Here is a 24,650-nt window from a genome sequence, read left to right as displayed (position 1 = left end):
GCACGAGACTTGCGGCCTGTCGCGACACTCGCTACAGCCGATCCATGCCGATCCCCGGAACCACAGTCGTCGTCGAGGGCCACGCCATCGTGTCCGAAGACGGCATGATCGCCGCCGCTGACGGCAGCATGCCGGATGCCCTTCGCAGCGACGCCGACTGGCGGTTGTTCCAGGCCGCGCTCGACCGCGCCGCCCTTGTTGTTCTCGGCCGTCTCGGACACAGCCGCCACCCCAACCCAGGCCGTCGCCGGCTCGTGCTCACGCGCTCGGTTGCCGACTTTGCCGCCGACCCGGCCGATCCCCGCGCCACCTTCTGGAATCCCGCCGGGCTGCCAATCGAGGCCGTTCTGGATCGCGTCGGCATCGACGACGGGACGATCGCGATCACCGGCGGAACGGCCACCTTCGATCTTTTCCTGCCGCACTACGATCGGTTCGTGCTGTCCGAGGTGCGGCACCTCATGCTGCCCGGCGGCGTCGCCTGCTTCAGCAAGGGCCATCCACGGTTTGTCCTGCCCGGCGCAGGCCTTGAGGCGCGAGATATGGACGTAATCGAGATCGGCGTCGTCCAGACGAATTGGATTCGCCCCTGACCCGCAGGCGAGCCGCAGCATAGGTGTGTGGACCGTGAGGCCAAGTCACGCTAAGGTCCGTCGCCCGCGTCAAGCAGGGCTTCGTTTTTCAAGGGTATGCTTTTGATGTTTTCTTGGCTCGGTCTGAACAAATCGCGTGTAAAGCACCCAATGGCTAAACGACGCGAGCACATGACGGCGGAGTACTACGGCAAACTGCACTCCGAATCTTCCGGCTATAAAGAAAACAACTGGCTTATGCCGGAAGTGGACAACGTACTGTCCTGCCAACCGAAATCCCTGCTCGAGATCGGATTTGGCAATGGCCGCTTCCTGACTGAGGCAGCGAAGCGAGTTGACCGGGTAATCGGCGTCGACTGGGCCGCATCGCCCGTCGCCAAGGGCATGCCTGCGAACGTCGAACTGATCATCGCCGACGTCACCCGGCATCCACTCCCATCGGTCGATCTGATCTGCTCGGCCGATGTGCTCGAGCATTTTGCCCCCGATGCCGTGGATGGTGTCTTGGCCAGCATCCATATTGCCGCCCAGCACAACTTCCACGTCATCGCCTGCTACGATGACGGGCACAGTCACCTGTCGATCTTTCCGCCGGAGGTCTGGCTGGCCAAGTTCCGATCGCTCTCTGCTGACTACCGGCTGGTGCGATCGGAGGTGCGGGGCAGGAAAAAGGGGACCATTTGCGTCATCGCCAACTACTGATCGGGTAAGCGCACTCAGCGATGGTGCCGCTCTTCGACGCATGAGCTGATGGCGATGTGGGGATGGGTCACTCTCGAGCATGCTGAGCTCTACACCAGGTCGGTCGACCGCGAGCGGCTGGGGAATGCGGCGGCATCTCTACTTGGGGTCGCTTGTGGTGAACTAATCGCGAACAACGTTCTCCCCGCACCTCGGAACCTGATGCGGGAATGGAGCGAAAAAGCCAAATGAAATCGACGGCGATTTGAGAAGGTGGCGGGCAGGGAGGGATTCGAACCCCCGGAACGCTTGCACGTTCGCCGGTTTTCAAGACCGGAGCAATCAACCGCTCTGCCACCTGCCCGACGCCAGCCGTTTAGCCGTCCCTCCCGATCAGGGCAAGAGCAGCGTCGACCCCGTCGTCTGGCGCGCCTCGAGCGCACGATGTGCCTCGACCGCCTGTGCCAGCGGCCAGGTCTGGTCGATCGCCACCTTGATGCGCCCCAGTTCGATCAGGTTGAACAGGGCGTCGGCCGCCACGCGCAGGTCGTTCGCGGTCCGGAAGTATCCGGCTCCCGTGGGGCGGGTCACATAGAGCGAGCCCTTGTCGGCCAGAATGCCCAGGCGGGGAATCGACACCGGCCCTGATGCGTTGCCGAAGCTCACCATCAGGCCGCGCACCTTGAGGCAGTCGAGCGACGGCTCGAACGTGACGGCACCGACCCCGTCATAGACCACGTCCACCCCCCGGCCGCCGGTGAACTCCTTCACGCGGGCGACGAAGTCATCGCTCTTGTAGTTGATGGCCAGATCGGCGCCGTTGCCGCGTACAATGTTGCACTTCTCGTCCGAGCCGGCGGTACCGATCACCCGGGCCCCGATGGCCTTGGCCCATTGGGTGAGGATTTGCCCGGTGCCCCCTGCGGCGGCGTGGACGAGGATGGTCTCGTCTGCCTTCAGGGTATGGGTCCAGTGCAGCAGGTAGAACGCCGTCGCGCCCTTCAGGAGCGACGCCGCGGCCACCTCGTAGCTGATCGCCGGCGGCAGGCGAACGGCCTTGTCGGCCGGCAGGATGCGCTCCTCGGCATAGGCTCCGATCGGTCCCTGATAGGCGATTCGGTCGCCCACGGCGAAATCGGTGACGCCGGGGCCGACTGCCACCACGTCCCCCGCCCCCTCGTTGCCGGCCGTGAATGGCAGCGGCGTCTTGTAGAGCCCGGTTCGCTGGTAGACGTCGACGAAGTTGAGCCCGATCGCTCGGTTGCGGATCTTGAGTTGCCCCTGGCCCGGAGCGCCGACATCGACGTCCTCCAGCCTGAGCTGCTCCGGGCCACCGTACTCGCGGACGACAAATGCCTTGGTCATGCGGCTCTCCTTCGCTTTTGCGGCGTAGACTAGGGAGGGATGCTCCAGGTTGGAAGAGTGCGTGACGGCATCCCAAATGAGTGCGGTTTTTCATCGCAGCATCGCGCAAGGGTATGTTGCCCCGCTCCGACGCCTGTTGTGGGGCAGCGGCGGCTGCTAAAATAACGCTCAGTACTTCCTCAGGAATTCCCCATGGACTCGTTCTCCCCCATTCCCGCCCTTGCCGGTGGCGTGCTCATCGGCCTTGCCTCGGCGCTGCTGTGGCTGGGCAACGGCCGCATCGCCGGCATCTCGGGACTGTTCGGCCAGTTGCTCCCGCCCGCCCGGACCGTGATCTGGCGCCTCGTCTTCCTCGTGGCCCTGGTGCTCGGGGCGCTCGCTGCGTCCTACCTGCTGCCGGGGCTCGGCGTCGGCGGCCCCGGTGGGCAGCCGGCCCGGCTTGCCGCGCCGCCAGCCGGGTGGTCCGTTCCCGCCCCGCTCTGGATCGCTGTCTCCGGGCTGCTCATCGGCTTCGGCACCAAGATCGGCAATGGCTGCACGTCCGGGCACGGCGTTTGCGGCCTCGCGCGACTGTCGAAGCGCTCGTTCGTGGCCGTGGGCGTGTTCTTCGCCGTCGCCATTGTCACCGTCACGCTGACCGGGATCGTCTGACATGACCGCGTCCACACGCCTGCCCTATCTCGCCACGGCCGCGCTGAGCGGCCTCCTCTTCGGCGCCGGCCTGTACGTGTCCCAGATGGTCGATCCGCTGAAGGTGCTGCGGTTCCTCGATTTCACCGCCATCCCGAGCGGCGGATGGGACCCGAGCCTCGCCTTCGTCATCGTCCCGGCGATCGCCGTCATGTTCGTTGCGGTGCGGATCGGCCGCCGCCGCAACGCGCCGGTGTTCGCCAGCGAGTTCAATGAGCCGGAGTTCCACCACATCGATGCGCCGCTCGTGCTGGGCGCGGCGCTGTTCGGTATCGGCTGGGGCATGTCGGGCATCTGCCCGGGCCCGGCGATCGCGCTGATTGCCTTCTGGCCGCCCGATCTGCTGGTTTTCCTTGTCGCCATGTTCATCGGCTCCTATGCAGGAGCCCTGGTCATTCCGAGCGGGCACGACAGGAGGCTGGCGCTGGCGCGATGAGTGAAGGTCCCGAAGCAGTTGTAGTCGGTGGCGGCCTGGCCGGGGTCGCGGCGGCGGTAACCGTCGCACGCGCCGGACTCCGGACCCTCCATCTGGCGCCCAAGGGGCCGCCCGATCGCCGCACTTCCGCTCTGATGGGCCCGAGCGTCGACTTCCTGCTCGAGGCGGGGCTCATCTCGGACCCGGCCGCACTTGGGCATCCGCTGACGCAGATCCGGATCATCGATGCGACCAGCCGGCTGGTCCGGGCCCCCGAGACCCTGTTCGACAGCCGCGAGGCAGGGCTGCAGGCCTTCGGCTGGAACTTTGCCAATATCGGCCTGCTCGAGGCCTTCGAGGCCGCGCGCTCACGCCTCACAAATCTCGACACGCGCGAGCTTGCCCTGTCGGCGATCGAGCGGACATCCGATGGATGGCAGCTCACTCTGGTCGACGGCTCGGTGGTGGTGGCACCGCTGGTGGTCGGTTCCGATGGCAAGAAGTCACTCGTGCGGGTTGCCGCGGACTTCCGCGCCCGCGAGCACGGATTTACCGAGGCAGCACTTGTCTGCGACCTGGAATTGGGCCGCCCCATCGGCGGCACGTCGGTCGAATTCCACTATGAGCACGGGCCGTTCACACTGGTTCCAGCAGGTGGATCGCGCGCCAATCTGGTGTGGATTGACGATCGGGACGTGCTGAAGGCAGCACAGGCCTCCGGCCCGGATGCTCTGCGGCAGACGCTCATCGACAAGTCCCAGCGCCTGTTCGGCGACATCACGCTGTCGACGCCCGCCCACATGTTCCTACTCTCGACGCTGACCGTAGCGCGCGCTGGCCTGGATGGCGTCGTGCTGGCAGGCGAGGCGGCGCATGCGTTCCCGCCGATCGGGGCGCAGGGCCTGAACCTCGGGCTGCGCGACGTGGCCGACCTGGCTGCGGCGTTGCGCGGCGTCGATCGGAGCCAGCCCGGCTGGGCCGTGGCGGTCAGCGAGGACTACGCGCGTCGCCGGGCGCATGACCTCGACCGGACCGGTAGCCTGGTCGACACGCTGTTCCGCTCTTTGCTCAGCGACTTCCTCCCGGCCCAGGCGCTTCGAGCCGGCGGTCTGTGGGCGCTACGGTCCCTGCCCTCGTTCCGGAAGCGCGCGTTCGCCCTGGGCATGGGCCGCGCCTGAAATGCAAAGGGCGCCACGAGGGCGCCCTTTCCGCTTGTGTCGATGTGATCCGCTTATTGCGGCGCGGCCGGAGCCGGAGCCGGCGTCGCGCCGTCCGTGCCCATCTGCTGGCGGAGCTGCTCGGCGCGATCCTGCAGCTGCTTCTCGAGCGCCGTCGACGTTGTCGCCTGCTTGTTGAACTCGTCGAAGGTCATGGCCGCCTCGCCATCATAGACCGAGGTAAAGCCGGCGAGGCTGATGTCGATCACCAGATCCTTGTTCTGGCGGTTCTTGGCGGTGAGCTTGAGCACGCCGCCCTTCTTGAGGCTGTTCACATAGGCTTCGTTGATCACCAGCTGGGTCGCGCAGCTCTGCGGGTCGCAGAGCATGAACGGCACGCGGATCGGCTTGCCGCCGTCGATCTGCCAGGTGAGGCCGAACGGCAGCAGCACCCCGAGCGGCACGGCGGCAACGGCGAGCAGCCGGCTTTCCTGGCCGGGGTCGTCGCGCAGCAGGAACGAGCCAAGGAACTGGCCGTTGGCGACAACGACCTGGCGCATGATGCAGGCCTTCTTGCCGTCGGCGATCGGGTCGCAGACCTTGAGCCAGTTCTTGGACGGGTCTGCCGGCGTTGCGGCCGCCGGAGCCGCCGCAGCGGGCGCTGCCGCACCGTTGGCGGGAGCAGCGGGGGCCGCGTCCTGCGCGAGAGCCCCGAAGGCGGGCATCATCAGCGCGGCGACCGCGAAACCGGCAACGACGAGCTTCTTGAGGGTCATTGAATTTCCTTGTGGTGTCCTACCCATCGGTGACTCTCCCGGCCACCCTGTTTCGTGCGCTCTTCAATGCACGAAATCGGGCAATAGCATGGCTAAGTCGACTTCCGGAAGCTTTAACCTGCGAGTGTTGCGGCAGCACCCGATTCCGTCGCCAGACGGGCCATCTTCGCGAGTATTGCCGCCGTTCCTTTCAACCGTGCGTCAGCAGTCGGCCAATCGCGGCTGAACACGAGTTTCTGATCAGGCTTGATGCGGACCATCATCGCCGGGTCCGAAACCATGCGCACCAGCCCCGCCGGATTGGGGAACTCGCTGTGCCGCAGGGTGATCACGGCGCCCTTCGGACCGGCATCAACCTTTTCCACATTGGCGGTGCGGCACAGCGCCTTGACGAGGATCACCTTGAGCAGCGCTTCCACCTCCTCCGGCAGCGGTCCGAAGCGGTCGATGAGTTCGGCACCCGCGGCATCGATCTCGCGCGCATCGCTGAGGTCCCCGAGCCGCCGGTAGAGCTGCATGCGCAGGGTCAGGTCGGGCACGTAGTGCTCCGGGATCATCACCGGCATGCCGAGCGAGATCGCCGGGCTCCACTCATTGCGATCCTCGTAGTCCGCATCGCCGTCGCGCAGCGCTGCCACCGCCTCCTCGAGCATCGCCTGGTAGAGCTCGAAGCCGACCTCTCGGATATGACCCGACTGCTCCTCGCCGAGCAGGTTGCCGGCGCCGCGGATGTCGAGGTCGTGGCTGGCGAGCTGGAAGCTGGCGCCGAGCGTCTCCAGCGACTGCAGCACGGTGAGACGCCGCTCGGCCGTATCGTTCAGCTTGCGGTCGGCGGGGATGGTGAACAGCGCATAGGCCCGCTGCTTGGCCCTGCCGATGCGTCCACGGATCTGGTAGAGCTGCGCGAGGCCGAAATTGTCGGCCCGGTGCACCACCAGCGTATTGGCATTGGGGATGTCGAGGCCGGATTCGACGATCGTGGTCGAGACCAGCACGTCGAACTTGCCGTCGTAGAAATTGTTCATGATGTCGTCGAGCTCGCCGGGCGGCATCTGGCCGTTGGCGACGACGTAGCTGACCTCGGGCACGTGCTGGCGCAGGAACTCGGCGATGTCCGGCTGGTCCTTGATCTTGGGCACCACATAGAAGGCCTGCCCGCCGCGATACTTTTCGCGCAGCAGCGCTTCGCGGATCGAGAGCGGGTCGAACGGCGACACGAACGTGCGGACGGCCAGCCGGTCGACCGGCGGCGTCGCCAGCAGCGACAGGTCGCGAACGCCGGTCAGCGCCAGCTGCAGCGTGCGCGGGATCGGCGTCGCGGTCAGCGTCAGTACGTGGACGTTGCCCTTCAGCTCCTTCAGCCGCTCCTTGTGCCCGACGCCGAAGTGCTGCTCCTCGTCGATGATGAGCAGTCCCAGGTCCTTGAAGCGGATCGACTTCGACAGCAGCGCGTGCGTGCCCACGACGATGTCCACGGTGCCGCGATCAAGCTCTTCCTTGGTGGACTTGAGCTCGCTCGCCGACACGAGGCGCGAGGCCTGCCGAATGCGCAGGGGCAGCCCGGAGAAGCGCTCGGTGAAGGTGCGGAAGTGCTGGCGCGACAGCAGGGTCGTCGGCACCACCACCGCGACCTGCCGGCCGGACATGGCCACGGCGAAGGCGGCGCGCAGCGCCACCTCGGTCTTGCCGAAGCCGACGTCGCCGCAGACCAACCGATCCATGACCTTGCCCGAGGACAGGTCCTCGAACACCGCGGCGATCGCGGCCAGTTGGTCCTCGGTCTCGTCGTAGGGGAAGCGCGCCGCGAACTCCTCGTAGAGGCCCGGCTGCACGTCCATCGGCGGCACGGTGAGCAACTGGCGCTGCGCGGCGATCTTGATGAGCTGATCCGCCATCTCGCGGATGCGCTTCTTGAGCCGGCTCTTCTTGGCCTGCCAGGCGACGCCGCCGAGCTTGTCGAGCTCGGTGATCGAGTCCGAGCCGTAGCGCGACAACAGTTCGATGTTCTCGACCGGCAGGTAGAGCTTGGTGTTCTGGGCGTATTCGATCTCGACGCAGTCGTGCGGCGCGCCCTGTACCTCGATGGTCTTGAGCCCCAGGAAGCGTCCGATGCCGTGGTCGACGTGCACGACCAGGTCGCCGGCGGCAAGTCCGGCCGCCTCGGTCAACGCATCCGAGGCGCGCTTGCGCTTCTGCGGGCGCAGCAGGCGCTCGCCAAGGATGTCCTGCTCGGAAAGCACCAGCATGTCGGCGGTCTGGAAGCCGGTCTCGAGGCCCAGCACCACCAGCGCCGTGGTCTCCGGCGAAGTGGTCTCGGCGTCGCGCCAGTTCTCGGCCATGCGCGGATGGGCGAGGCCGTGGTCGGCCAGCACCTGCGCCATTCGGTCGCGCGAGCCCTCCGACCAGCAGGCGATGATGGTCCTGCGCGCTGCCTTGCGCTCGCTGCGCAACAGCTTCACCACCGCCTCGAACAGGTTGACGTCCTGCGCCTGCCGTTCGGCGGCAAAGCTCGGCGCGATGCGCCCGCCGGCATCGTCCGCCTTCTTCGCATCCGGCGCGACGAACGGAGACAGCTGCACCACGCCCTTGTCGGGCGCGAGGCTGTAGATCGGCCGCTCCATTTCGTAGAGCTGGTCAGGCGGCACCGGCTTGTACGGAGCGGCCCCCTGCCCCGACTGCTTCTCGTGCCGCGCATCCTCGCGGGCCTGGTAGTAGTCGGCGATCTGGGCCTGCCGGTCGGCGAAAGCCTCCCTGGCCTGGTCGTCGAAGACGAACGGCGCCTCGTCGGTGTAGGCGGCCAGGTGGTCGAGTTCCTCGAAGAAGAACGCGAGCCAGTGCTCGATGCCCGGGTAGCGCTGCCCGGCGCTGACCGCGGCGTAGAGCGGGTCGTCGACGGTGTTGCCGCCGAACATGGTGGTGTAGCGGGCACGGAAGCGACGGATCGCCTCCTCGCTCAGTAGCACTTCGCTCATCGGCGCCAGCGCGATGCGCTTCACGTTGCCGGTCGTGCGCTGGCTGTCCGGATCGAAGGTGCGGATGGTCTCGAGCTGGCGGCCGAAGAAGTCGAAGCGCAGCGGCGTCTCCGCGCCCGCCGGATAGAGATCGACGAGCCCGCCGCGCACGGCGAACTCGCCCGCCTCGCGCACCGTGGGCACACGCAGGTAGCCGTTGCCGGCGGCCCAGGCGATCAGCTTCTCGCTGTCGACCACCTGCCCCGCCGCCGCGGCAAAGCTCATCGAGGCCACCACGTCGCGCGGCGGCAGCTTCTGGACCAGCGCGTTGACCGTGGTAAGCACGATCGCACCCTTGCCCGCGCCGCTGGCGATGGTCGACAGGGTCGTCATGCGCGCCGCGATGGTCACCCCGTTCGGCGAAACGCGATCATAGGGCAGGCAGTCCCAGGCCGGCAGCGTCAGGATCTGGTGCCCCGGCATCAGCTGGGCGAGGATCTCGGCCATGCGTTGCAGGCGGCGTCCATCGCGGGCGACGAATACGGCGCTCACCGCCGCATCCGGGCGTGTCTTCAGCCGCTCCTCGACGAGGCGCGCCAGGACGACCGGCTGCATCCCGTCGGGAACGTTGGAAATGGTGCGGTCGGCGCGATCGGTGGTCATTTGGCGGTCCGGAACCTCAGGAGTTCGGCGAGCAGCTCACGATCCGCCCCGGCCGGGCTCGGCTCCTGGCCCATCAGCCACTTGAGCAGGTCCGTATCGGCCTCTTCGAGAAGCCCCTCGAAGCGATCGAGTTCATCGCCGCTCATGCCCTCGAGCCGCGCATCCGCGTATGGACCGAGCAGCAGGTCCATTTCCTTGGTGCCGCGATGCCACGCGCGATAGCGCAGCCGGCGCAGCCGCATAGACAAGTCTTCACCGGCGTCTTTTTGAAGGGCCATGATCGGGTGGTCTCGGGGAATTTTCGACAGGCTGTTTACGCGCTTGGGTCCCGCGTGTCACGTGGCACGGCATCCTACTCTCCGCTAGGGTCCCACGCAGGAGGCTAGCCCGACTCGTGTCTCGACCGTCCATCCTCGATCCCCTGTTCCGGTCGCTCCACTCCATCAAGGGCGTGGGCCCGCAACTCAGTGCGCTGCTGACGCGCTTCTTCGGTGCTCCCGAAGGGCAGGAAGCGATTGCGCTCGACCTCTTGATGCACATGCCCACGGGCGTGGTCGACCGGCGTCGCATGGAGGGCATCGCGGGCGCCGTTCACAACAACATCGCCACGCTGAAGCTCCACATCGACCGCCACCAGCCGCCGCCGCGCGGCCGTCCGAACGTGCCGCACCGGGTGTTCGCGCATGACGAGACCGGCGAAATCCAGCTGGTCTACTTCCGCGCCCAAGGCGGCTGGGTGGAGAAGCTCCTGCCCGTTGGCGAGACCCGCTATGTCTCCGGCACGATCGGCTTCTTCAACGGCGAGAAGCAGATCACTCATCCGGACTATGTTGTCGAGGCCGACAAGTTCGAGGACATGCCGCTGGTCGAGCCGGTCTATCCGCTCACCCATGGCCTGAGCTCGCGCGCCCTGATCAAGCTGACGCGCCAGGTGCTCGATACCCTGCCGCAACTGCCGGAGTGGATGCCCGCCGAGCGCGTTGCGGAATTCGGCTGGCCGACCTTCCACGATGCCATGTTCGGCTCGCACGTCCCCGACACGCCGGACGATGCGCAGCTGTGGTCGAAGAACCGGATGCGGCTCGCCTATGACGAGTACCTTGCCGGTCAGCTGGCCCTGCTGATCGTGCGCTCGCAGCTCGTCGCCCCCCGGGGCATCGCCCGCACATTCACCGGCGACATCACCGCCGCGGTGACCGCCGCCCTCCCCTACACGCTGACCAAGGGCCAGCGCCTCGCGGTTGGTGACATCCTACACGATCTCGCCGCACCCGAACGCATGTCTCGCCTGGTCCAGGGCGACGTCGGCGCCGGCAAGACCGTGGTCGCGCTCATGGCGATGGCGGCTGTAGCCGAAAGCGGTGCGCAATCCGCCATGATGGCGCCGACCGAGCTGCTGGCCGCGCAGCACTACCGTTCCCTCGCACCGATCTGCGTCAAGGCCGGCCTTGGCATCGAACTGCTGACCGGCAAGATGCCTGCCGGCGATCGCCGCGCCGCGCTCGAACGTCTGCGCACCGGCGAGAGCCATGTCGCCGTCGGCACCCATGCGCTGTTTCAGTCCGGCGTCGAGTTCCACAATCTGGGCCTGACCGTGGTCGACGAGCAGCACCGCTTCGGCGTCCACCAGCGCCTTGCCCTCAGCGAGAAAGGCTCGCATGCCGACCTGCTGGTGATGACGGCGACGCCGATCCCGCGCACGCTGGTCCTCACCCATTTCGGCGACATGGCGGTCAGCATCCTGCGCGAGAAGCCGCGTGGACGACAGCCGATCGACACGGCAGTGACCTCCATTTCCGAGTATGCCCGCGTGGTGCAGCGCCTCAAGGCGCGCATCGACGAGGGCGCGCAGGCCTTCTGGGTGTGTCCGCTCGTCGAGGAGAGCGAGACCCTGGAGGTCGTCGCGGCCGAGGACCGGTTCGCCGAGCTGAAGAAGGTCTTTGGGGACCAGGTGGTGCTGATCCACGGGCGGATGAGCGCCGCCGCCAAGCAGGACGCCATGGACCTCTTCCAGCGCAACGAGGCCAAGATCCTCGTCGCGACCACGGTAATCGAAGTGGGCGTGGACGTGCCCAACGCCACCATCATGATCATCGAGCATGCCGAGCGCTTCGGCCTCGCCCAGCTCCACCAGTTGCGCGGTCGTGTCGGCCGGGGCAGCCAGCGCTCGGCCTGTCTCCTGCTCTACAAGGAGCCGCTGAGCGAAACTGCCCAGGCGCGCCTCGACACCATCAAGCGCACCGAGGACGGTTTCGAGATCGCCGAGAAGGACCTCGAGCTGCGCGGCCAGGGCGACGTACTCGGCACGCGCCAGTCGGGCATGCCCGGCTACCACCTCGCCGTGCCCGACGTGCACCGCCACCTGCTCGAGTGGGCGCACGAGGACGCCAGGAGCGCCCTGACGCTTAACCCGGGCCTCACCGGACCCGATGGCGAGGCGCTCCGTATCCTGCTTTACCTGTTCCGCAAGGACCTTGCGATTCCACTCCTCCGAGCCGGCTGACCTCCAATGCACATCCGCCCCTTCGAACGCCGCGACACGGACCCGGTCATCGGCCTTTGGCAAGCCCGCGGTCTCGCGCGTCCCTGGAACGATCCACTCAAGGACATCGAGCGCAAGCTTGCGGTCCAGCCTGAACTGTTCCTCGTCGGCGAACTCGATGGCACGATCGTCGCCACGGCGATGGGGGGCTACGATGGCCATCGCGGCTCGGTCTACTACCTCGCCGCCGCGGAGGCATACGCCGGCAGTGGATTTGGCGCCGCGATCCTCGCCGAACTGGAGCGCCGCCTAACCCTGATGGGCTGCCCGAAAATCAACCTGCTGGTGCGCGGCGAGAACGAGGGCGTGCTGAAGTTCTACGACCGCCTGGGCTACGAACGGCACGATTCCCTGAGCCTCGGTCGCCGGCTGATCGCTGACTAGTCAGTCCACCGCATACTTCCTGAGCACGTCGATCTCGACGTATTTCAGTACCGACTGGTGCGTGGCGCCCAGAACCACCTGCGGCGCCATCCCGGCTTCCAGCGCCTCGACCCAGCGGAGCACGACGAGGCACCAGCGGTCGCCGGCCCTGAGGCCGGGAAACGCGTACTCGGGCATCGGCGTCGTGAGGTCGTTGCCGCGCGACTTCGAGAAGGCGAGGAAGGCGTCGCTCATCACCGCACAGACAGTGTGCCGCCCTTCGTCGAGCGGCCCGGTGATGCAGTTGCCGTTGCGGAAGAACCCGGTCAGCGGGTTCACCGAACAGAGCTGCAGCGGTTCGCCGAAGACGTTCAGCTCCGGCTCGTGCTCGAAGAACGGCTTATTCAACCGTCACGCTCTTGGCCAGGTTGCGCGGCTGGTCGACGTCCGTGCCCATGAAGGTGGCGGTGTGATAGGCGAGCAGCTGCACCGGGATGGTGGCGAGGATCGGGGCGACGAAGTTCGACACCTTCGGCAGCACGAGGATGTCGCCGACGCCATGACCGGCGATCCGCGCGCCCTCCTCATCGGTTATGAGGATGATCCTGCCGCCGCGCGCCGCAACCTCCTGCATGTTGGAGAGGGTCTTTTCCATCAGCTCGTCCGACGGCGCGACGACGATCACCGGCATCAGTTCGTCGACCAGCGCGATCGGACCGTGCTTCAGTTCACCCGCCGCATAGGCTTCGGCGTGGATGTAGCTGATTTCCTTCAGCTTCAGCGCGCCTTCCATGGCGATGGGGAACATCTGGCCGCGACCGAGATAGAGCACGTCCTTGGCCTTCGACAGCCGCTTGGCGATCTCCTCGATCTGTCCTTCCAGGGCGAGCGCGGCCGACACCGCCGACGGCAGCGCCGTGAGGCTGCGCACGAGTTCCGCCTCGACTGCCGGCGCAATCTTGCCGCGCGCCACGCCCGCTGCGATGGCAAGGCTGGCGAGCGCGGTCAGCTGCGCGGTGAAGGCCTTGGTCGAGGCGACACCGATCTCCGGCCCACACAGGGTCGGGAACACCACCTGGCTTTCGCGGGCCATGGTGCTCTCAGGTGAGTTCAACAGCGACGCGACGTGCTGGCCTTCCCTGGCGCAGTAGCGCAGCGCCGCCAGCGTGTCGGCGGTCTCGCCGGACTGCGAGATGAAGAGGCTGAGGCCGCCCCGCTCGAGCGGGGGCTCGCGGTAGCGGAACTCCGAGGCCACGTCGACATCGACCGGCAGACGGGCGTAGCGCTCGAACCAATATTTGGCGACGATGCCGGCGAACGAGGCCGTGCCGCACGCCGATATGGTCAGTCGCGACAGCTGGGCAAAGTCGAACGGCAACCTCTCGCGCAGCGCCACTTTCTCGGTGCCCATGTCCACATAGTGGCTGAGCGTATGCGAGATGGTCTCGGGCTGCTCGTAGATCTCCTTGGCCATGAAGTGGCGGTGGTTGCCCTTGTCGACCAGCAGCGCCGAAGCGTTGGAGACCAGCATCTCGCGCTGCACGATGGCATCGGAGCCGTCACGGATGGTCACGCCGTTCTTGGTCAGCACGGCCCAGTCGCCGTCGAGCAGATAGCTCAGCCGCGAGGTGAACGGGGCCAGCGCCATCGCGTCCGAGCCGAGATACATCTCCGTCGCACCGTAGCCGATGGCGAGGGGCGCGCCCGAGCGCGCAGCGATCAGCAGCGCGTCCTCGCCCTTGAACATGAAGGCCAGCGCAAATGCGCCGCGCAGCGATTTCAGCGTGCGGGCTACGGCCATCTCCGGGTCGAGGCCGCGATCGAGTTCGCGGGTGACCCAGAGCGCCACCGACTCCGTGTCGGTCTGCGTCTTGGGCAGGTAGCCGTCCTTGGCGAGGTCGGCGAGCAGTTCGCGGAAGTTCTCGATGATGCCGTTGTGGACCACGGCGACCTTCTCGGTCGCGTGCGGATGGGCATTGCCCTCGGTCGGCGCGCCATGCGTCGCCCAGCGGGTATGGCCGATGCCGATATTGCCGCTCAGCGGTTCGAAGCTCAGCTTCTGCGCCAGGTTGCCGAGCTTGCCCTCGGCCCTGCGCCGGTTGATCTGGCCGCCTTCCAGCGTCGCCACGCCGGCGCTGTCGTAGCCGCGATACTCGAGCCGCTTCAGCGCGTCCACCAGCCGCGGTGCAACCGGTTCAACTCCGATGATCCCGACGATGCCGCACATTCGTGGCTCCTCCGCCTACTTGCCCGACTTTGCCCGCTTGATCGCTTCCGCGCGCGCCTTGAGCTTCGGCGCGTAACCCGGCTTGTTCTCCTGCCGCGCCCGGCCAAGGGCCAGCGCACCCGGCTCCACGTCCCTGGTGATGACGCTGCCCGAGCCGACATAGGCGCCATCGCCGATCGTCACTGGCGCGACCAGCGACGAGTTCGAGCCGATGAAGGCGTTCTCCCCGACGGTCGTCTTGGACTTGTTCACGCCGTCGTAGTTGCAGGTAATCGTCCCTGCCCCGATGTTCGTCCTGGCGCCGATCTCCGCATCGCCGAGATAGCTCAGGTGGCCGGCCTTGACACCATCGTGGAGCACGGACTTCTTGACCTCGACGAAATTGCCCAGGTGCACGTCCTTGCCCAGCTCGGCGCCGCCGCGGATACGCGCGAAGGGCCCGATCGTGGCGCCCTCGCCGATCCTGACATCCTCGATATCGCAGAAGGCGCGGATCTCCACGCCGTCGGCAATCTTCACCCCCGGCCCGAACACCACATTGGGGAAGATGGTCACGTCGCGGCCGATCTCGGTGTCCCAGCTGAAGTGGACCGAACCCGGATCCTTCAGCGTCACCCCCGCCCTCATGAAATCCTCGCGCCGCAATTCCTGGAACTGGGCCTCGGCCCTGGCGAGCCGCGAACGGTCGTCGACCCCGATCACTTCGTTCTTGTCGGCCTCGATATACTCGACATTCCGGCCATCGGCATTGGCCAGCTCCACTGCATCGGTCAGGTAGAACTCGCCCTTGGCGTTCTTGTTGTCGATGCGGTCGATCACGGCGCGCAGCGTGTCGGCGCGGAAGCCGATGATGCCCGAATTGCACAGCGCGATCCTGCGCTCTTCGTCGGTGGCGTCGCGATGCTCGCGAATGGCGAGGAGCTTGCCATCGCTGGTCAGCAGCCGTCCGAGGTTGGTCGGATCGTCCGGCGTGTAGCCGACCACGACGATGTCCGCGCCGGCGTCGAGCTTGGCCGTGATGGTGGCGATCGTGCCTGCCGTCACCAGCGGATTGTCGGCATAGAGCACGACGACATTGCCGGTCGCCGCCTCGAACGCCGAGCGCGCCACGCGAACGGCGTGTCCGGTCCCGCGACGCTCCAGCTGGCTCGCAAACACCGCGCCGGGGGCGTGCCGAACGACTTCGGACTGCACCGCATCGTGGTCGGGGCCGATGACCACCGAGATCCGCGATGCCCCCGCCATCTGCGCCGCCCGGACGACGTGCCCGACCATGGCCAGCCCGCCGACTTCGTGCAGCACCTTGGGGCGGGCCGAGCGCATGCGGGTGCCTTCGCCCGCGGCCAGGATGATCGACAGCAGTTCAGTCATGGAATGCCCTCTGGTGGGGGTCTTGGTTTCCCCATCTAGTGTGGCAGCAAGTTGTTGGGAAACCGATAACGCGGTTACGGAGTGGTAAACTGCGGCATCGGCCTGATTCGATAGGCCTTTTGGGGGACGTCACCTTTGGCCAAGGCAGCGGATCAGTTCCGGGCGAGCGATGTCACGACGTGGGGCATCGTCGCCCTTGCCACCTGGGTCGTCGCGATTCTGGGCGCCAACCTCTCTGGCGTGATCCCGCCCAGTGTCTATGGGGCGCTGCACGCCTCGCGCCTCGACGGTTCGACGCTCAACCAGCTGCGCTCCCAGGTTGCCGGCCTCGAGGAGGATACCCTGCGGCTGCAGCGCGACGGCAGTCAGCTGCTGCAGCGCCTGACCATGGGCGAGGAGGCGGCTGGAGCGGTCACCAGGCGGGTCGGCGCCCTGGAAGTGAGCGTGCCGAGGCTGGTCGAGGAAACCCGCACCAGGGCAGCGTCGACGGCGATCGACCCCATGTCGACCGGCTCGATCGGGCCGGGCAGGACGCTTACCTTCGAGGCCGACGGAGGCACCGTTGCCGTGCAGCAGCGCCCGCTCGTGCCGGGCAGCGACGAGATCAGGCTCAACGTCGTTCCGCTCAACGAGACGATGCCGCAGCGGCTCGCCGCAGCCGGCGCCGCGCCCGGCATCGCCCTGGGCTTTCCGATGACGCCCGAGGCGGCCGAGGCCCAGTGGCAGGAGATGCTGGCGCAGGCCGGAAGCATGCTGGTCGGCCTCGTCCCTGTGCTTGCCGACAAGCAGGGATCGGACGGCAAGGTACTGATTGCCGGGCCGCTGCTCGACACGGCGTCGGCGATCGAGCTCTGCGCCCGCATGGACAAGCTCGGCGTCCCCTGCGAGCCGACAGCCTATGCCGGCCAGCCGCTGCCGCTCCTCAACTGAGCGCCGCAACCCGCCCCCTTTGTCGTTGACAGGCCGGGCCGAATGCCTATGTTCCGCGCCCATCCGCCAAGCGGCTGCGCGCCCGTAGCTCAGTGGTAGAGCATCCGACTTTTAATCGGATGGTCGATGGTTCGAATCCATCCGGGCGTACCACTTTGTACGCGGCGGGCGTGCCAGTTTTCCCACCAGATCAACCCTCACCAATACACAGAGACGCCCGGGAAAACGGCACTTTCGCCGCGGTTCTTGCCTTTCACCCTGCTCACGCATATACACCACGTATTGAGATCGCCCGAAAAACCGTGATACAAACCGGGCACTTTTCGTGATCCAGAGGCGGGAAACCGGTGGCCGACAAGGACTACATCTGCGCTCGTCCCGATGGCAATCTGATGTTCCAGCGACGGGTGCCGCGCGAGGTCGAGCACCTCGATAGGCGAAAGCTGATCCGCACCAGCCTGAAGACCAAAGATCGCGCAATCGCATCGCTGAAGGCGCGGGACATCAACGACAAGCTCGAAGCCTACTGGGGCGCTCTGGCGCGGGGCGAGGATGCTCAGTCGAGCATGGAGCGATACTCCGCGGCCGTGGCGATGGCTCGCTCCTTCGGGTTCACCTATCGCCACGGCCCCGAGCTAGTGCTCGAAGGGCTCACGCCAGAGCTGGGGGAGCGCATCCTCGCCGCTAGGACGGTGATGGACGTTTCCTCGCCCGCTGTCGATGCACTGCTCGGCGGAGTGCGCGAGCCCTCCTTGAAGCTGAGCGAACTCTACGGCGAGTACGCCAAACACAACGCTCTGCATCTGGCAGCGATGTCCCCTAAGCAACGGCGCCACCACGAAGGGCAGCGGAAGCGGGCAGTCGAGTATGCGATCGGGGTAATCACGGACAAGGAGCTCGGGCAGGTCACGCGCAAAGACACTCTCGCCTTCAAGGCGTGGTGGGTGAAAAAGATCTCCTCCGAGCAGCTGACCGTCGAGGCTCCGAACAAGTCGTTCTCGAACATCAAGGGCATGTTGACGGTGATCGACGGCGCACTGCAGACCGACTTCGGCACGGTCTGGGGCAAGTTGCAGATCGAGGGAACCGCAAAGACGAAGGCGAAGGAGCGTCCGCCCTACCCGAACGACTTCATCCAGAACAGCCTTTTGAAGCCCGGGGCGCTCGATGGCATGAACATCGAGGCCAGGATGATCCTCTACATCATGATCGAGACGGGGCTGCGGCCCAGCGAGATCGTGAACCTGCGCCGGCAGTACATCGTCCTCGACCACAAGATCCCGCACATCGCGATCGAGGAGCGCGAGGACCGGCTGATCAAGACCGAGAACTCGGTGCGGACTATCCCGTTGGTCGGCTGCGCCCTCTGGGCGGCCAAGCAGCGCCCCGACGGCTTTCCCCGCTACTTCGACAACGCCGACTCGTTCTCGGCCGCGGCGAACAAGTTCCTTGACGACAACGGGCTGCGCCCGACCCCGCGACACACCGTCTACTCGCTGCGGCACAGCTTTCAGGACCGCATTCTCGAGGCCAAGGCGCTCGACCGCGTGCAGGCTGACCTGATGGGGCACGCCTTCGAGCGTGAGAAGTACGGCTCCGGCGCGACGCTGGAGGCGAAGCTCGAGGTGCTTGACGGGATCAAGTTCGTATGGACAGTCCCCGATCCCGCCTGACGTGGCGGCGGGATGGCGATCGCCTGATCGCCTACCCCGAAGGCCCGTCCGAAACCCACTAGGCCACGATCCAGCGCGAGCGCCTCGAGCACTCGCCGGCGGAGGCGCCGCGGTGGAAGTGGGTGACGACTGCCGGCGGCACCAGCACGACCAACTACTCCTATACAAGCAGGCCGCATCCGAAGCGCCTCGGCAGTCGCTACAAGGGCGGGGATACGACCGACTGGGTGAAGTGCAAGACGTTCGTGACCGGGGTATTCGACCTGGTCGGGGTCCACATCGACAAGCGAGGCGTTCCGATGGTGCTCATGGCGGAGGGCGGCCGCAGCCGAGGCTCAGCTGTACTGGCGCTGAGCAAGCTCGAGCGCGAGGCATTCTGGCGGCTGGTCGATGAGCAGGGAGGGAGGCCTATAGCGGGCGGAGAGCCAGTGTTCCTGCCGCGCGGTCTACGTGGCATGGTCAAGCACCTCAGTGGGCGACCAGGAGAAGCTGCGTCACGCCAGCTTCCTCGCCTTCGACTTGCCGGCAACAATCGCCAGATAGTCACGCTTCTCAAGGACCTGTCGAAGGCGGAACGAGCCCCGGTATAGGACCGGCGGAACGAAACGCCACCTCACCTCGGCGTAGATCACCGCGTGGTCGTCCATGTCGTCGAAGCGAGGAGGTTCGAGCACGATGAGAGCGAGCTTCTGGCGGGCATCGACCGTGACCGTTGTGACGCCTGGGTCTATGTACTCAAAGATCTCCTCGGAGCTCGACCCAGTCGCCAGGGAGAAGTAGCCGGACCGGCTGTCGTCGGTGATTTCAACCAATAGTGGTCGGTCACTGCGGTTTTCAATCGTCCAGTGCACCGTCGGGTGGCCGGTGCCCATGTACCTGCTGACAGAAAACGCGGTCGTGGGCCGGTTCCGAGTGAACTGCTCGCCCAGAACAAACAGGCCGGTCAGGAGCCCAACGATGGCGCCGACGCCTTGGACGATGGCCCAGACCTGCTCCACGCCGCTGCCCCTCGGACTAGGCCTCTGCCTCAGCCCGCTTGATCAGCGCCTCAAGTTCGGCGATCGTCCGCTTGTCGCGCTCGATTTCGGAAGCGGTCATATCGACGGGAGCCTTGCCCAGCTCCTGGTGCCGTAGGGTCAGAACACCCGCCTCCATCAGCTCTACGGCCCGCCGGAGCTCCTCGATCTGCTTCTTGTTCCAGTCGATAAAGTCCCTGCGCCAGTCGTGCTTGCCGCCAGGCGCCACTGTCCCGAAGGGGATAGACATTCGCAACTCCCTGAAGCGGTGGGCAGGCGAGACAATGGCTGTGTGGAGCGCCTTGGTCTCGCCCGCCGTCCGCCTAGGTTTGGGGGCTTGGGCGGACGCGCCCCACTGGGCCCCGCGACCGCCAAAATGTCAACACGGGCCAGAAACGCGAAAAGACCCCCGGGCCCGAAGGCCCGGGGGTCTAGTTGCCTGCAGCTTTTGGAGGTCGCAGGGGCTACGCGCGATCGGGCGGCTTCAAGATCTTGATGCAGACCTTGGTCACGCCACGAGCAGTTGGAAGGCCGAACGCAGCTCCCGCCGCCTTCGACAGATCTATGATGCGACCCCGCTTGAAGGGGCCTCGGTCGTTGATGGTCACCTTGATGCTCTTGCCCGTCCGCTGGTCGGTGACCTCCACGATCGTACCGTGGGGGAGCGTCTTGTGGGCTGCCGTCATCGCATTCTCGTCGAACCGCTCCCCCGATGCGGTCCGTTTGCCGTGGAAGCCTGGCCCGTACCAGGACGCCAGACCGCACTCTGCGGCTGAGGCTTGGCAGCGGCCGAACACGACCATCAGGGCCACAAGCGCAAGCACGGTGACGAGGAGCGCCCTCCCCGCCACCCAGCTGCGCTTGGCCGCGTACTTAACCGGCGTTGCCTGACGCATCTGCATCGCCCTCCTTGGCCTGAGTGATCACGACGAAGTTCTCAGGGGGTGCGGCCTTCAGCTGCCGGCGGCGTTCGCGCCACAGGTCGATGAGGAAGCCGGCCATGAGGATGCCGCCCGCGCCGATCATGAAACCGGCGAGGGACTTGGCTGAGTTGGGGTCGATGCCGCTGAAGTCGATCATCGGCCCCATGAGGGGGAAGGCCGCGGGCCCCACGAACACGGCGCAGAGCGCGCCCACGAGGATGCTTATCAGCCCGTCGGGCCACTTCTCTCGCAGGGTGGCCCAGCGGACGATACCGCCTGCCACACCGGCAATGAGAAGCTGCCCGGCCCCGTCGGGGAGCCAGGTGAAGTCGAATTTCATCACGGAGCTCCTGTCCGTTCTGAGGGAGGGCGACGCTGTGGCGTTAGGGTTTGGGGGAAGTGAGGCCCTTGAGGAGGGTCTCATTGAAGGCGTAGCAGCCGTGGATCCGGTCGTTGACCGGCCCCTCGATCAGCTTCTCGTACCGCTTGATCACGGTACGGGCCTCGACGCCGACGATCTGCGACTCGGGGAGCTTCTCGAACCCCTCATTGCAGATGTCGGGCTGACGCTCCGTCCGAACCGGAGCTTCGGCGACGGCCTTGGCGGATGCCCGATCGACCTGGAAGGCGATCGGGCTATTTGCGCAACCACTCAAAGTCAGAGCGATCGAGCTTGCAGCTGCGACCAGCAGCCTCGAGCGTTTGCTCATAGTTCGCGATGTCCTCTTCGAGTTGGTTCTGGACCTGGCGGTGCAGGCTGTCGCGCGCCTCGGAGGTCTTGCGAAACTCCTCGAGCGCAGCCTCGCCGACCGCCTGGTAGTGCGCCTCGGCCGCCTGGCGTGCCCGGTTGGCAGCATCCGTGACCCGGATGGTGCAGGCATGCGCCTCTTGCTCTTTCGCGAGCTTGGCGATGCCCGGGTTCTCCACCCAGTGGTTGTAGGCGAGCATGCCGACGATGACCGCGCCGGCGACGCCCAGGAGCTTGAGGTCGATCATTCCGACCTCTCCGCCTTGCTGGCCTGGATGAAGAACGGCAGCCGGTAGAAGTGCCCCGGGAAGCCGATGTTCACTGCCTTGACGTTGAGGAGGTTGATGAACCTCATCTGCTGATCGTCGTCGAAGTGCTGGAAGTAGAACTTCGCGTGCAGCGTGGCCGAGGCCTTGCCCATGATCTTGCGGTCGTAGCGACCGCGGAACCGCTCCCACAGCGACAGGTCGGGCTTGTTGGGCTCGCCCGTCACGACGTTGTAGGCGGGGCCGCTTTCCGACCCGATCTGGACGATCTGGCCGGCCTTGGGGTTCGGCAGGTGGACATAGACCTTGTAGTTCTTGTCCGTCGGCCCGAGCTCCACCCGATCGGCAATTGCCAGGAACAGGTCTTCAGGGTGCATCGAGCCGCAGTAGGAGCAGCGCCGAACGCCGTCCCGCTCATCCCAGCGGTCCGGCCCCTTGAAGGTGCGATCGGCCATCGGGTTCTCGGCGCGGCGCGGGCACCGGTGTTCGGCGGCCTCCATGTTACGCCTCCGAGCGCGACGGCGACGCGCTGGTGATCGGCAGCTTTGGGAAACCGACCTTGGTGGGCTTCGGCTGGCCTGCCGGCCAGCGGTAGCCGAGGACGCGGTCGACGCCGAAGGCCGAATACTTGAACTGGTCGTCCTGGTTGGCGCCGAAGACGATCAGCTGGCCGGCGCTGTTGCGGCCGACAACAATGCCGACGTGGCCCTGGGTGCCGTTGCGGTCGCCGCGCCAGAACACGACGATCGCGCCAACCGCCGGACCGCCGAGCATGTCGCCCCAGTTCTGCCAGCTGCGTGCCATCGCGTTGCGGGTCGACTGGATGCCAAGCATCTCGAAGTTGCCGCAGAGGGCAGACGAGCAATAGGCCGTCTCGTCGTCGCGGATGCCCTGGAGCGTCTTGCTGTCCTGGTGATTGCCGTCAGCCCAGTCGAGCAGTTCCAGGATCTCCTTGGCGTGGATTTTGCCCTTGATCTCCTTCACACCGTTGAACTTCTCGAAGTTGCGCAGCCAGATGGGCGTCGCCTCGATGGTGCTCATTGAGGTTCTCCTTGAAATGAAAAACCCGCCTGGAGGGGCGGGTCATCGGGTGGTCAGTATGGGTTGAGCTAGTCGCGGACGTGCCAGTCGTGGGCGAGCATGTCTTCCTGGGTGGGCTGCCACACCCCAGGCGTGGAGCCGGCTGCCGCCGCTGGCGTAGGCCGGAGCGTTCCAGAAAGCGTCAATGTGGCCTTGGTAGTTGACGACCTTCCCGCCGAAGAGCGGCGCGAGGGGTGCGCGGTTCACCGTGAAGGTGCTGCCTTGCACGAGGTAGAGGAACGAGATCTGGTCGCCCGACCACGAAGCACGGGCGACCTTCTTGCCCTCCTTCAGCGCCTTAATGGCGCCGCCGAAGTCCATGTCAGTCATGAGGTTTCCTTAGTCCCAGAGCTGGATTTGCGCGGCCGGCTTCCTGGGCGCCGGAGGCGGCAGCAGGATCGTTATGCCTGCCGCATAGGGCTGCGGCACCAGCGCCAGATCACGGTTGGCGGCGTAGAGCCGCTCCGTGTTCCCGGGGTGGTCGCCGTAGAAGTTGAAGGCGATGAGATCGAGCACGTCCCCCTGCGAGGTGACGTAGCTCGCCCCACCCGAAGGCAGGTACGTGAAGCGCATCGGAGGCACCCTTGTTGTGGTAGGCTCGCCGCGGGAGGGACAACCCATGCCCAAGGACATCATCGAGCGCTTGCTTGAGGCTGCTGATCAGGTCGACGAGGTGGCGCGGTCCGACCTTCAGATCCCGCTGCGGCAAGCGGCCATCGACATCCAGACCCTTCGCGACCTCGTCGGCATCCGCGAGGAAGTCTGGCTTGAGGATGCCAAGCCGGAAGGCAGCGGCTAGCGGTCGGGCAACTCACACTCGATCGAGGTCGTGTAGGGCGACGTCGACGAGAAGTTGTGGGTCACGGTGGTCGCTCGCCAGAGCCCGTCCACCTGGTCGCGGAGGCCGATGGCCTCGACGTGCGCCTCGGCTCTAGCCATCGGGTCACCGTCGATCTCGAAAGACGCAGAGGCCTCGCCGCGCTGCAGCTCCTTGGCCTTCGCGCCGGCGGCCTCGTTTGCCTCGTCTTCGGTGGCATAGGGGTCGCGCATCAGGAAGTCCGGCCCCTCGCTGCTAGCCGAGACCGTCGCCTCCTTTCGTTCGACCTTGTCGCGGTCGAACCAGGTGGCGGTCACCGTGCTGTGCTTAGGCTTGTCCTTGCGCGTGACGTTGTAACTGACGACGTTCCGGCCGTACTCGACCAGAATAGTCGGCAGCGGCTGCCCGCTCACCGTGGTGCCCTTGCCGCGCTTGACGACGACCAGGCGCCCAGACTTCACCGATACTGACGCGTCGAGCTTGTCGCCCAGGCGAGTGCTGAACGCCAGGTCGTTCTCCTCCGACTGCATCTCGTAGGGGTTGGCCTTCGACTTGATCTCGGCAGAGATCGAGAGCTCGAGCCCCATGCGGCCGGCGGCAGCGGAGAAGATGTCGCCGTAGGTTGGGAAGTCGTCGACCTGGTAGTCGGTCACCCGCTTCTGCTTCTGCTCGCTCTTGGCGTCCACGGCCTGGGCGCTGATCGAGATTTTCTGCGGCCAGCCCGCGTATTGAACCTGGTCGACCTTATAGTCGCCGAAGTCCCGCTGCGGGCCGTCCTCGTAGCCGCCGACGACGTTGAGGATCACGCCCGTGCGGGGCGCAGCGACCTCGCCGTTCACGTCGTCGATTTCGAGCTGGATCGTGTCTGACTCGCGGCCGACGCCGTCCGTGATGGTGAGGGAGATGCCTCGGCCGACGAGCTTGGACGTGATGTCCGCTCCCCCGGCCGTCACCCGGAAGAAGGGACGCGCCATCAAAAGAACCTGAAGCTGGACCGGCCGGTGCCCCCGGCGGTGTATTTCACTAGCTGCATGTCCACCTCGACTCGCTGAGGTGCGCCGGCAGGGTGGAAGAAGGACTGGTCGTCACCGACGTTGCGGATCACCCATCGCCCGAAGACGACGCCGCCGATCGACACCAGCATCATGGGGGTCTGCGCCTGGCACGCCTGCCTGACGCCCTCCAGCTGCGCCAGCCCTCCCCCGTTCAGGTGGAACGGGTAGAATGTGCTGGTGAAGCCGATGGTCTCTTCGCCCGGGCCGAGGAGGTGGATAGGTGGAGCCGCGCCGATCACCATCTGGCTTTCGGCGCGGCTCGATACCGACCGCTGCAGGCTCTCGAACGAATATGTGGGCACCGAGAACACAAAGGCGCCCAGTCGCATCAGCGGCATCTGCTACTCC

The 24,650-nt window shown here is 66.2% G+C and carries 29 protein-coding genes, 2 tRNA genes and 1 pseudogene; 11 read left to right on the top strand and 21 right to left on the bottom strand.

Going from position 1 to position 24,650, the window contains the following annotated elements:
- The first annotated feature begins 44 nt into the window (after positions 1 to 44).
- Positions 45 to 593 (top strand): dihydrofolate reductase, encoded by a 549-nt coding sequence (locus tag J0I99_RS00935; RefSeq protein ID WP_291395224.1) that lies wholly within the window; start codon positions 45 to 47, stop codon positions 591 to 593.
- 150 nt (positions 594 to 743) lie between these two features.
- Positions 744 to 1,295, top strand: a complete 552-nt coding sequence (locus tag J0I99_RS00930; protein ID WP_291395222.1) for a class I SAM-dependent methyltransferase — start codon at positions 744 to 746, stop codon at positions 1,293 to 1,295.
- A gap of 253 nt (positions 1,296 to 1,548) precedes the next feature.
- Here J0I99_RS00930 and J0I99_RS00925 read toward each other — a convergent pair.
- Positions 1,549 to 1,638, bottom strand: a tRNA-Ser gene (locus tag J0I99_RS00925).
- A 29-nt stretch (positions 1,639 to 1,667) separates the two neighbouring features.
- Positions 1,668 to 2,639, bottom strand: coding sequence for a quinone oxidoreductase (locus J0I99_RS00920; RefSeq protein ID WP_291395220.1), 972 nt, complete (start codon positions 2,637 to 2,639; stop codon positions 1,668 to 1,670).
- A gap of 192 nt (positions 2,640 to 2,831) precedes the next feature.
- Between J0I99_RS00920 and J0I99_RS00915 the strand changes: the two genes are divergently transcribed.
- From J0I99_RS00915 to J0I99_RS00905, 3 genes are read left to right on the top strand one after another with little or no spacing between them, the layout of a single operon-like run.
- Positions 2,832 to 3,290 carry a YeeE/YedE family protein gene (locus J0I99_RS00915; protein WP_291395218.1) on the top strand — a complete coding sequence of 153 codons (459 nt, stop codon included), beginning with the start codon at positions 2,832 to 2,834 and terminating at the stop codon, positions 3,288 to 3,290.
- 1 nt (position 3,291) lies between these two features.
- A complete protein-coding gene (locus J0I99_RS00910) occupies positions 3,292 to 3,765 on the top strand; it encodes a DUF6691 family protein (protein WP_291395217.1) in 474 nt (157 codons plus the stop codon).
- Positions 3,762 to 4,922: an FAD-dependent monooxygenase gene (locus J0I99_RS00905; RefSeq protein ID WP_291395216.1), complete on the top strand. Its 1,161-nt coding sequence runs from the start codon at positions 3,762 to 3,764 to the stop codon at positions 4,920 to 4,922. Before J0I99_RS00910 ends, J0I99_RS00905 begins: the two co-directional genes overlap by 4 nt.
- A gap of 53 nt (positions 4,923 to 4,975) precedes the next feature.
- Here the strand turns inward: J0I99_RS00905 and J0I99_RS00900 are convergent, their stop codons facing one another.
- The 3 genes from J0I99_RS00900 to J0I99_RS00890 all read right to left on the bottom strand — a co-directional run bounded on the left by J0I99_RS00900 (position 4,976) and on the right by J0I99_RS00890 (position 9,533).
- Complete coding sequence (locus J0I99_RS00900) at positions 4,976 to 5,677, bottom strand: invasion associated locus B family protein (RefSeq protein ID WP_291395215.1); 702 nt, start codon at positions 5,675 to 5,677, stop codon at positions 4,976 to 4,978.
- A 113-nt stretch (positions 5,678 to 5,790) separates the two neighbouring features.
- The gene (gene mfd / locus J0I99_RS00895) at positions 5,791 to 9,291 is read right to left on the bottom strand and encodes a transcription-repair coupling factor (RefSeq protein WP_291395214.1); all 3,501 of its coding nucleotides are present in this window, start codon (positions 9,289 to 9,291) and stop codon (positions 5,791 to 5,793) included.
- Complete coding sequence (locus J0I99_RS00890) at positions 9,288 to 9,533, bottom strand: succinate dehydrogenase assembly factor 2 (protein WP_291395212.1); 246 nt, start codon at positions 9,531 to 9,533, stop codon at positions 9,288 to 9,290. The genes mfd and J0I99_RS00890 overlap by 4 nt, the downstream gene beginning before the upstream one ends.
- 152 nt (positions 9,534 to 9,685) lie before the next feature.
- Here J0I99_RS00890 and recG point away from each other — a divergent pair, with 152 nt between their 5' ends.
- Complete coding sequence (gene recG, locus J0I99_RS00885) at positions 9,686 to 11,794, top strand: ATP-dependent DNA helicase RecG (RefSeq protein ID WP_291395210.1); 2,109 nt, start codon at positions 9,686 to 9,688, stop codon at positions 11,792 to 11,794.
- Between the two features lie 6 nt (positions 11,795 to 11,800).
- Entirely contained in the window at positions 11,801 to 12,217 is a 417-nt protein-coding gene (locus J0I99_RS00880) for a GNAT family acetyltransferase (RefSeq protein ID WP_291395208.1), read from the top strand.
- On the opposite strand, the gene J0I99_RS00875 is transcribed toward J0I99_RS00880, so the two are convergent.
- Genes J0I99_RS00875 through glmU form a run of 3 tightly spaced genes read right to left on the bottom strand, consistent with a single transcriptional unit; the run spans position 12,218 to position 15,794 of the window.
- Complete coding sequence (locus tag J0I99_RS00875) at positions 12,218 to 12,604, bottom strand: DUF2237 domain-containing protein (RefSeq protein WP_291395206.1); 387 nt, start codon at positions 12,602 to 12,604, stop codon at positions 12,218 to 12,220. It lies immediately after the preceding gene.
- Positions 12,597 to 14,423 (bottom strand): glutamine--fructose-6-phosphate transaminase (isomerizing), encoded by a 1,827-nt coding sequence (gene glmS, locus J0I99_RS00870; RefSeq protein WP_291395204.1) that lies wholly within the window; start codon positions 14,421 to 14,423, stop codon positions 12,597 to 12,599. The genes J0I99_RS00875 and glmS overlap by 8 nt, the downstream gene beginning before the upstream one ends.
- A 15-nt stretch (positions 14,424 to 14,438) precedes the next feature.
- Positions 14,439 to 15,794, bottom strand: coding sequence for a bifunctional UDP-N-acetylglucosamine diphosphorylase/glucosamine-1-phosphate N-acetyltransferase GlmU (gene glmU / locus J0I99_RS00865; protein WP_291393563.1), 1,356 nt, complete (start codon positions 15,792 to 15,794; stop codon positions 14,439 to 14,441).
- Positions 15,795 to 15,929: 135 nt separating this feature from the next.
- Here glmU and J0I99_RS00860 point away from each other — a divergent pair, with 135 nt between their 5' ends.
- From J0I99_RS00860 to J0I99_RS00850, 3 genes are all read left to right on the top strand, one after another.
- The gene (locus tag J0I99_RS00860; protein WP_291395202.1) at positions 15,930 to 16,724 is read left to right on the top strand and encodes a hypothetical protein; all 795 of its coding nucleotides are present in this window, start codon (positions 15,930 to 15,932) and stop codon (positions 16,722 to 16,724) included.
- Between the two features lie 78 nt (positions 16,725 to 16,802).
- A tRNA-Lys gene (locus J0I99_RS00855) sits at positions 16,803 to 16,877 on the top strand.
- Positions 16,878 to 17,071: 194 nt separating this feature from the next.
- Complete coding sequence (locus tag J0I99_RS00850) at positions 17,072 to 18,397, top strand: DUF6538 domain-containing protein (protein ID WP_291395200.1); 1,326 nt, start codon at positions 17,072 to 17,074, stop codon at positions 18,395 to 18,397.
- Between the two features lie 494 nt (positions 18,398 to 18,891).
- On the opposite strand, the gene J0I99_RS00845 is transcribed toward J0I99_RS00850, so the two are convergent.
- The 11 genes and pseudogenes from J0I99_RS00845 to J0I99_RS00800 form a co-directional block, all read right to left on the bottom strand.
- On the bottom strand, positions 18,892 to 19,395 hold the full coding sequence (locus tag J0I99_RS00845) for a hypothetical protein (protein ID WP_291389875.1): 504 nt from the start codon (positions 19,393 to 19,395) through the stop codon (positions 18,892 to 18,894).
- Positions 19,396 to 19,411: 16 nt separating this feature from the next.
- Positions 19,412 to 19,663 (bottom strand): hypothetical protein, encoded by a 252-nt coding sequence (locus tag J0I99_RS00840; RefSeq protein ID WP_291389876.1) that lies wholly within the window; start codon positions 19,661 to 19,663, stop codon positions 19,412 to 19,414.
- Positions 19,664 to 19,877: 214 nt separating this feature from the next.
- On the bottom strand, positions 19,878 to 20,309 hold the full coding sequence (locus J0I99_RS00835; protein ID WP_363278105.1) for a septal ring lytic transglycosylase RlpA family protein: 432 nt from the start codon (positions 20,307 to 20,309) through the stop codon (positions 19,878 to 19,880).
- Entirely contained in the window at positions 20,287 to 20,676 is a 390-nt protein-coding gene (locus tag J0I99_RS00830; protein ID WP_291395198.1) for a hypothetical protein, read from the bottom strand. Before J0I99_RS00830 ends, J0I99_RS00835 begins: the two co-directional genes overlap by 23 nt.
- A 43-nt stretch (positions 20,677 to 20,719) precedes the next feature.
- A complete protein-coding gene (locus J0I99_RS00825; protein ID WP_291391079.1) occupies positions 20,720 to 20,992 on the bottom strand; it encodes a hypothetical protein in 273 nt (90 codons plus the stop codon).
- Positions 20,973 to 21,332, bottom strand: a complete 360-nt coding sequence (locus J0I99_RS00820; protein ID WP_291391080.1) for a hypothetical protein — start codon at positions 21,330 to 21,332, stop codon at positions 20,973 to 20,975. Before J0I99_RS00820 ends, J0I99_RS00825 begins: the two co-directional genes overlap by 20 nt.
- The gene (locus J0I99_RS00815) at positions 21,329 to 21,850 is read right to left on the bottom strand and encodes a hypothetical protein (RefSeq protein WP_291391081.1); all 522 of its coding nucleotides are present in this window, start codon (positions 21,848 to 21,850) and stop codon (positions 21,329 to 21,331) included. The genes J0I99_RS00820 and J0I99_RS00815 overlap by 4 nt, the downstream gene beginning before the upstream one ends.
- Before the next feature lies 1 nt (position 21,851).
- On the bottom strand, positions 21,852 to 22,391 hold the full coding sequence (locus J0I99_RS00810; RefSeq protein ID WP_291395196.1) for a TIGR02594 family protein: 540 nt from the start codon (positions 22,389 to 22,391) through the stop codon (positions 21,852 to 21,854).
- Positions 22,392 to 22,459: 68 nt separating this feature from the next.
- Entirely contained in the window at positions 22,460 to 22,516 is a 57-nt protein-coding gene (locus J0I99_RS20280) for an MW1434 family type I TA system toxin (protein WP_363278150.1), read from the bottom strand.
- 127 nt (positions 22,517 to 22,643) lie between these two features.
- Positions 22,644 to 22,751: pseudogene (locus J0I99_RS20275) on the bottom strand (MW1434 family type I TA system toxin); the annotation flags it as partial.
- A gap of 18 nt (positions 22,752 to 22,769) precedes the next feature.
- A complete protein-coding gene (locus J0I99_RS00800; RefSeq protein ID WP_291390236.1) occupies positions 22,770 to 23,003 on the bottom strand; it encodes a tail protein X in 234 nt (77 codons plus the stop codon).
- A gap of 46 nt (positions 23,004 to 23,049) precedes the next feature.
- Here J0I99_RS00800 and J0I99_RS00795 point away from each other — a divergent pair, with 46 nt between their 5' ends.
- Complete coding sequence (locus J0I99_RS00795; protein ID WP_291390234.1) at positions 23,050 to 23,229, top strand: hypothetical protein; 180 nt, start codon at positions 23,050 to 23,052, stop codon at positions 23,227 to 23,229.
- On the opposite strand, the gene J0I99_RS00790 is transcribed toward J0I99_RS00795, so the two are convergent.
- Both J0I99_RS00790 and J0I99_RS00785 read right to left on the bottom strand, forming a co-directional pair.
- Positions 23,226 to 24,221 carry a phage late control D family protein gene (locus J0I99_RS00790; protein WP_291390233.1) on the bottom strand — a complete coding sequence of 332 codons (996 nt, stop codon included), beginning with the start codon at positions 24,219 to 24,221 and terminating at the stop codon, positions 23,226 to 23,228. The two genes, J0I99_RS00795 and J0I99_RS00790, sit on opposite strands and share 4 nt — an antisense overlap.
- The gene (locus tag J0I99_RS00785; RefSeq protein WP_291390231.1) at positions 24,221 to 24,640 is read right to left on the bottom strand and encodes a phage tail protein; all 420 of its coding nucleotides are present in this window, start codon (positions 24,638 to 24,640) and stop codon (positions 24,221 to 24,223) included. The genes J0I99_RS00790 and J0I99_RS00785 overlap by 1 nt, the downstream gene beginning before the upstream one ends.
- Positions 24,641 to 24,650: the final 10 nt, after the last annotated feature.

The sequence above is a fragment of the Devosia sp. genome (assembly GCF_017307495.1).
Taxonomy (GTDB): domain Bacteria; phylum Pseudomonadota; class Alphaproteobacteria; order Rhizobiales; family Devosiaceae; genus Devosia_A.
This window is presented reverse-complemented; position numbering and strand designations above follow the sequence as displayed.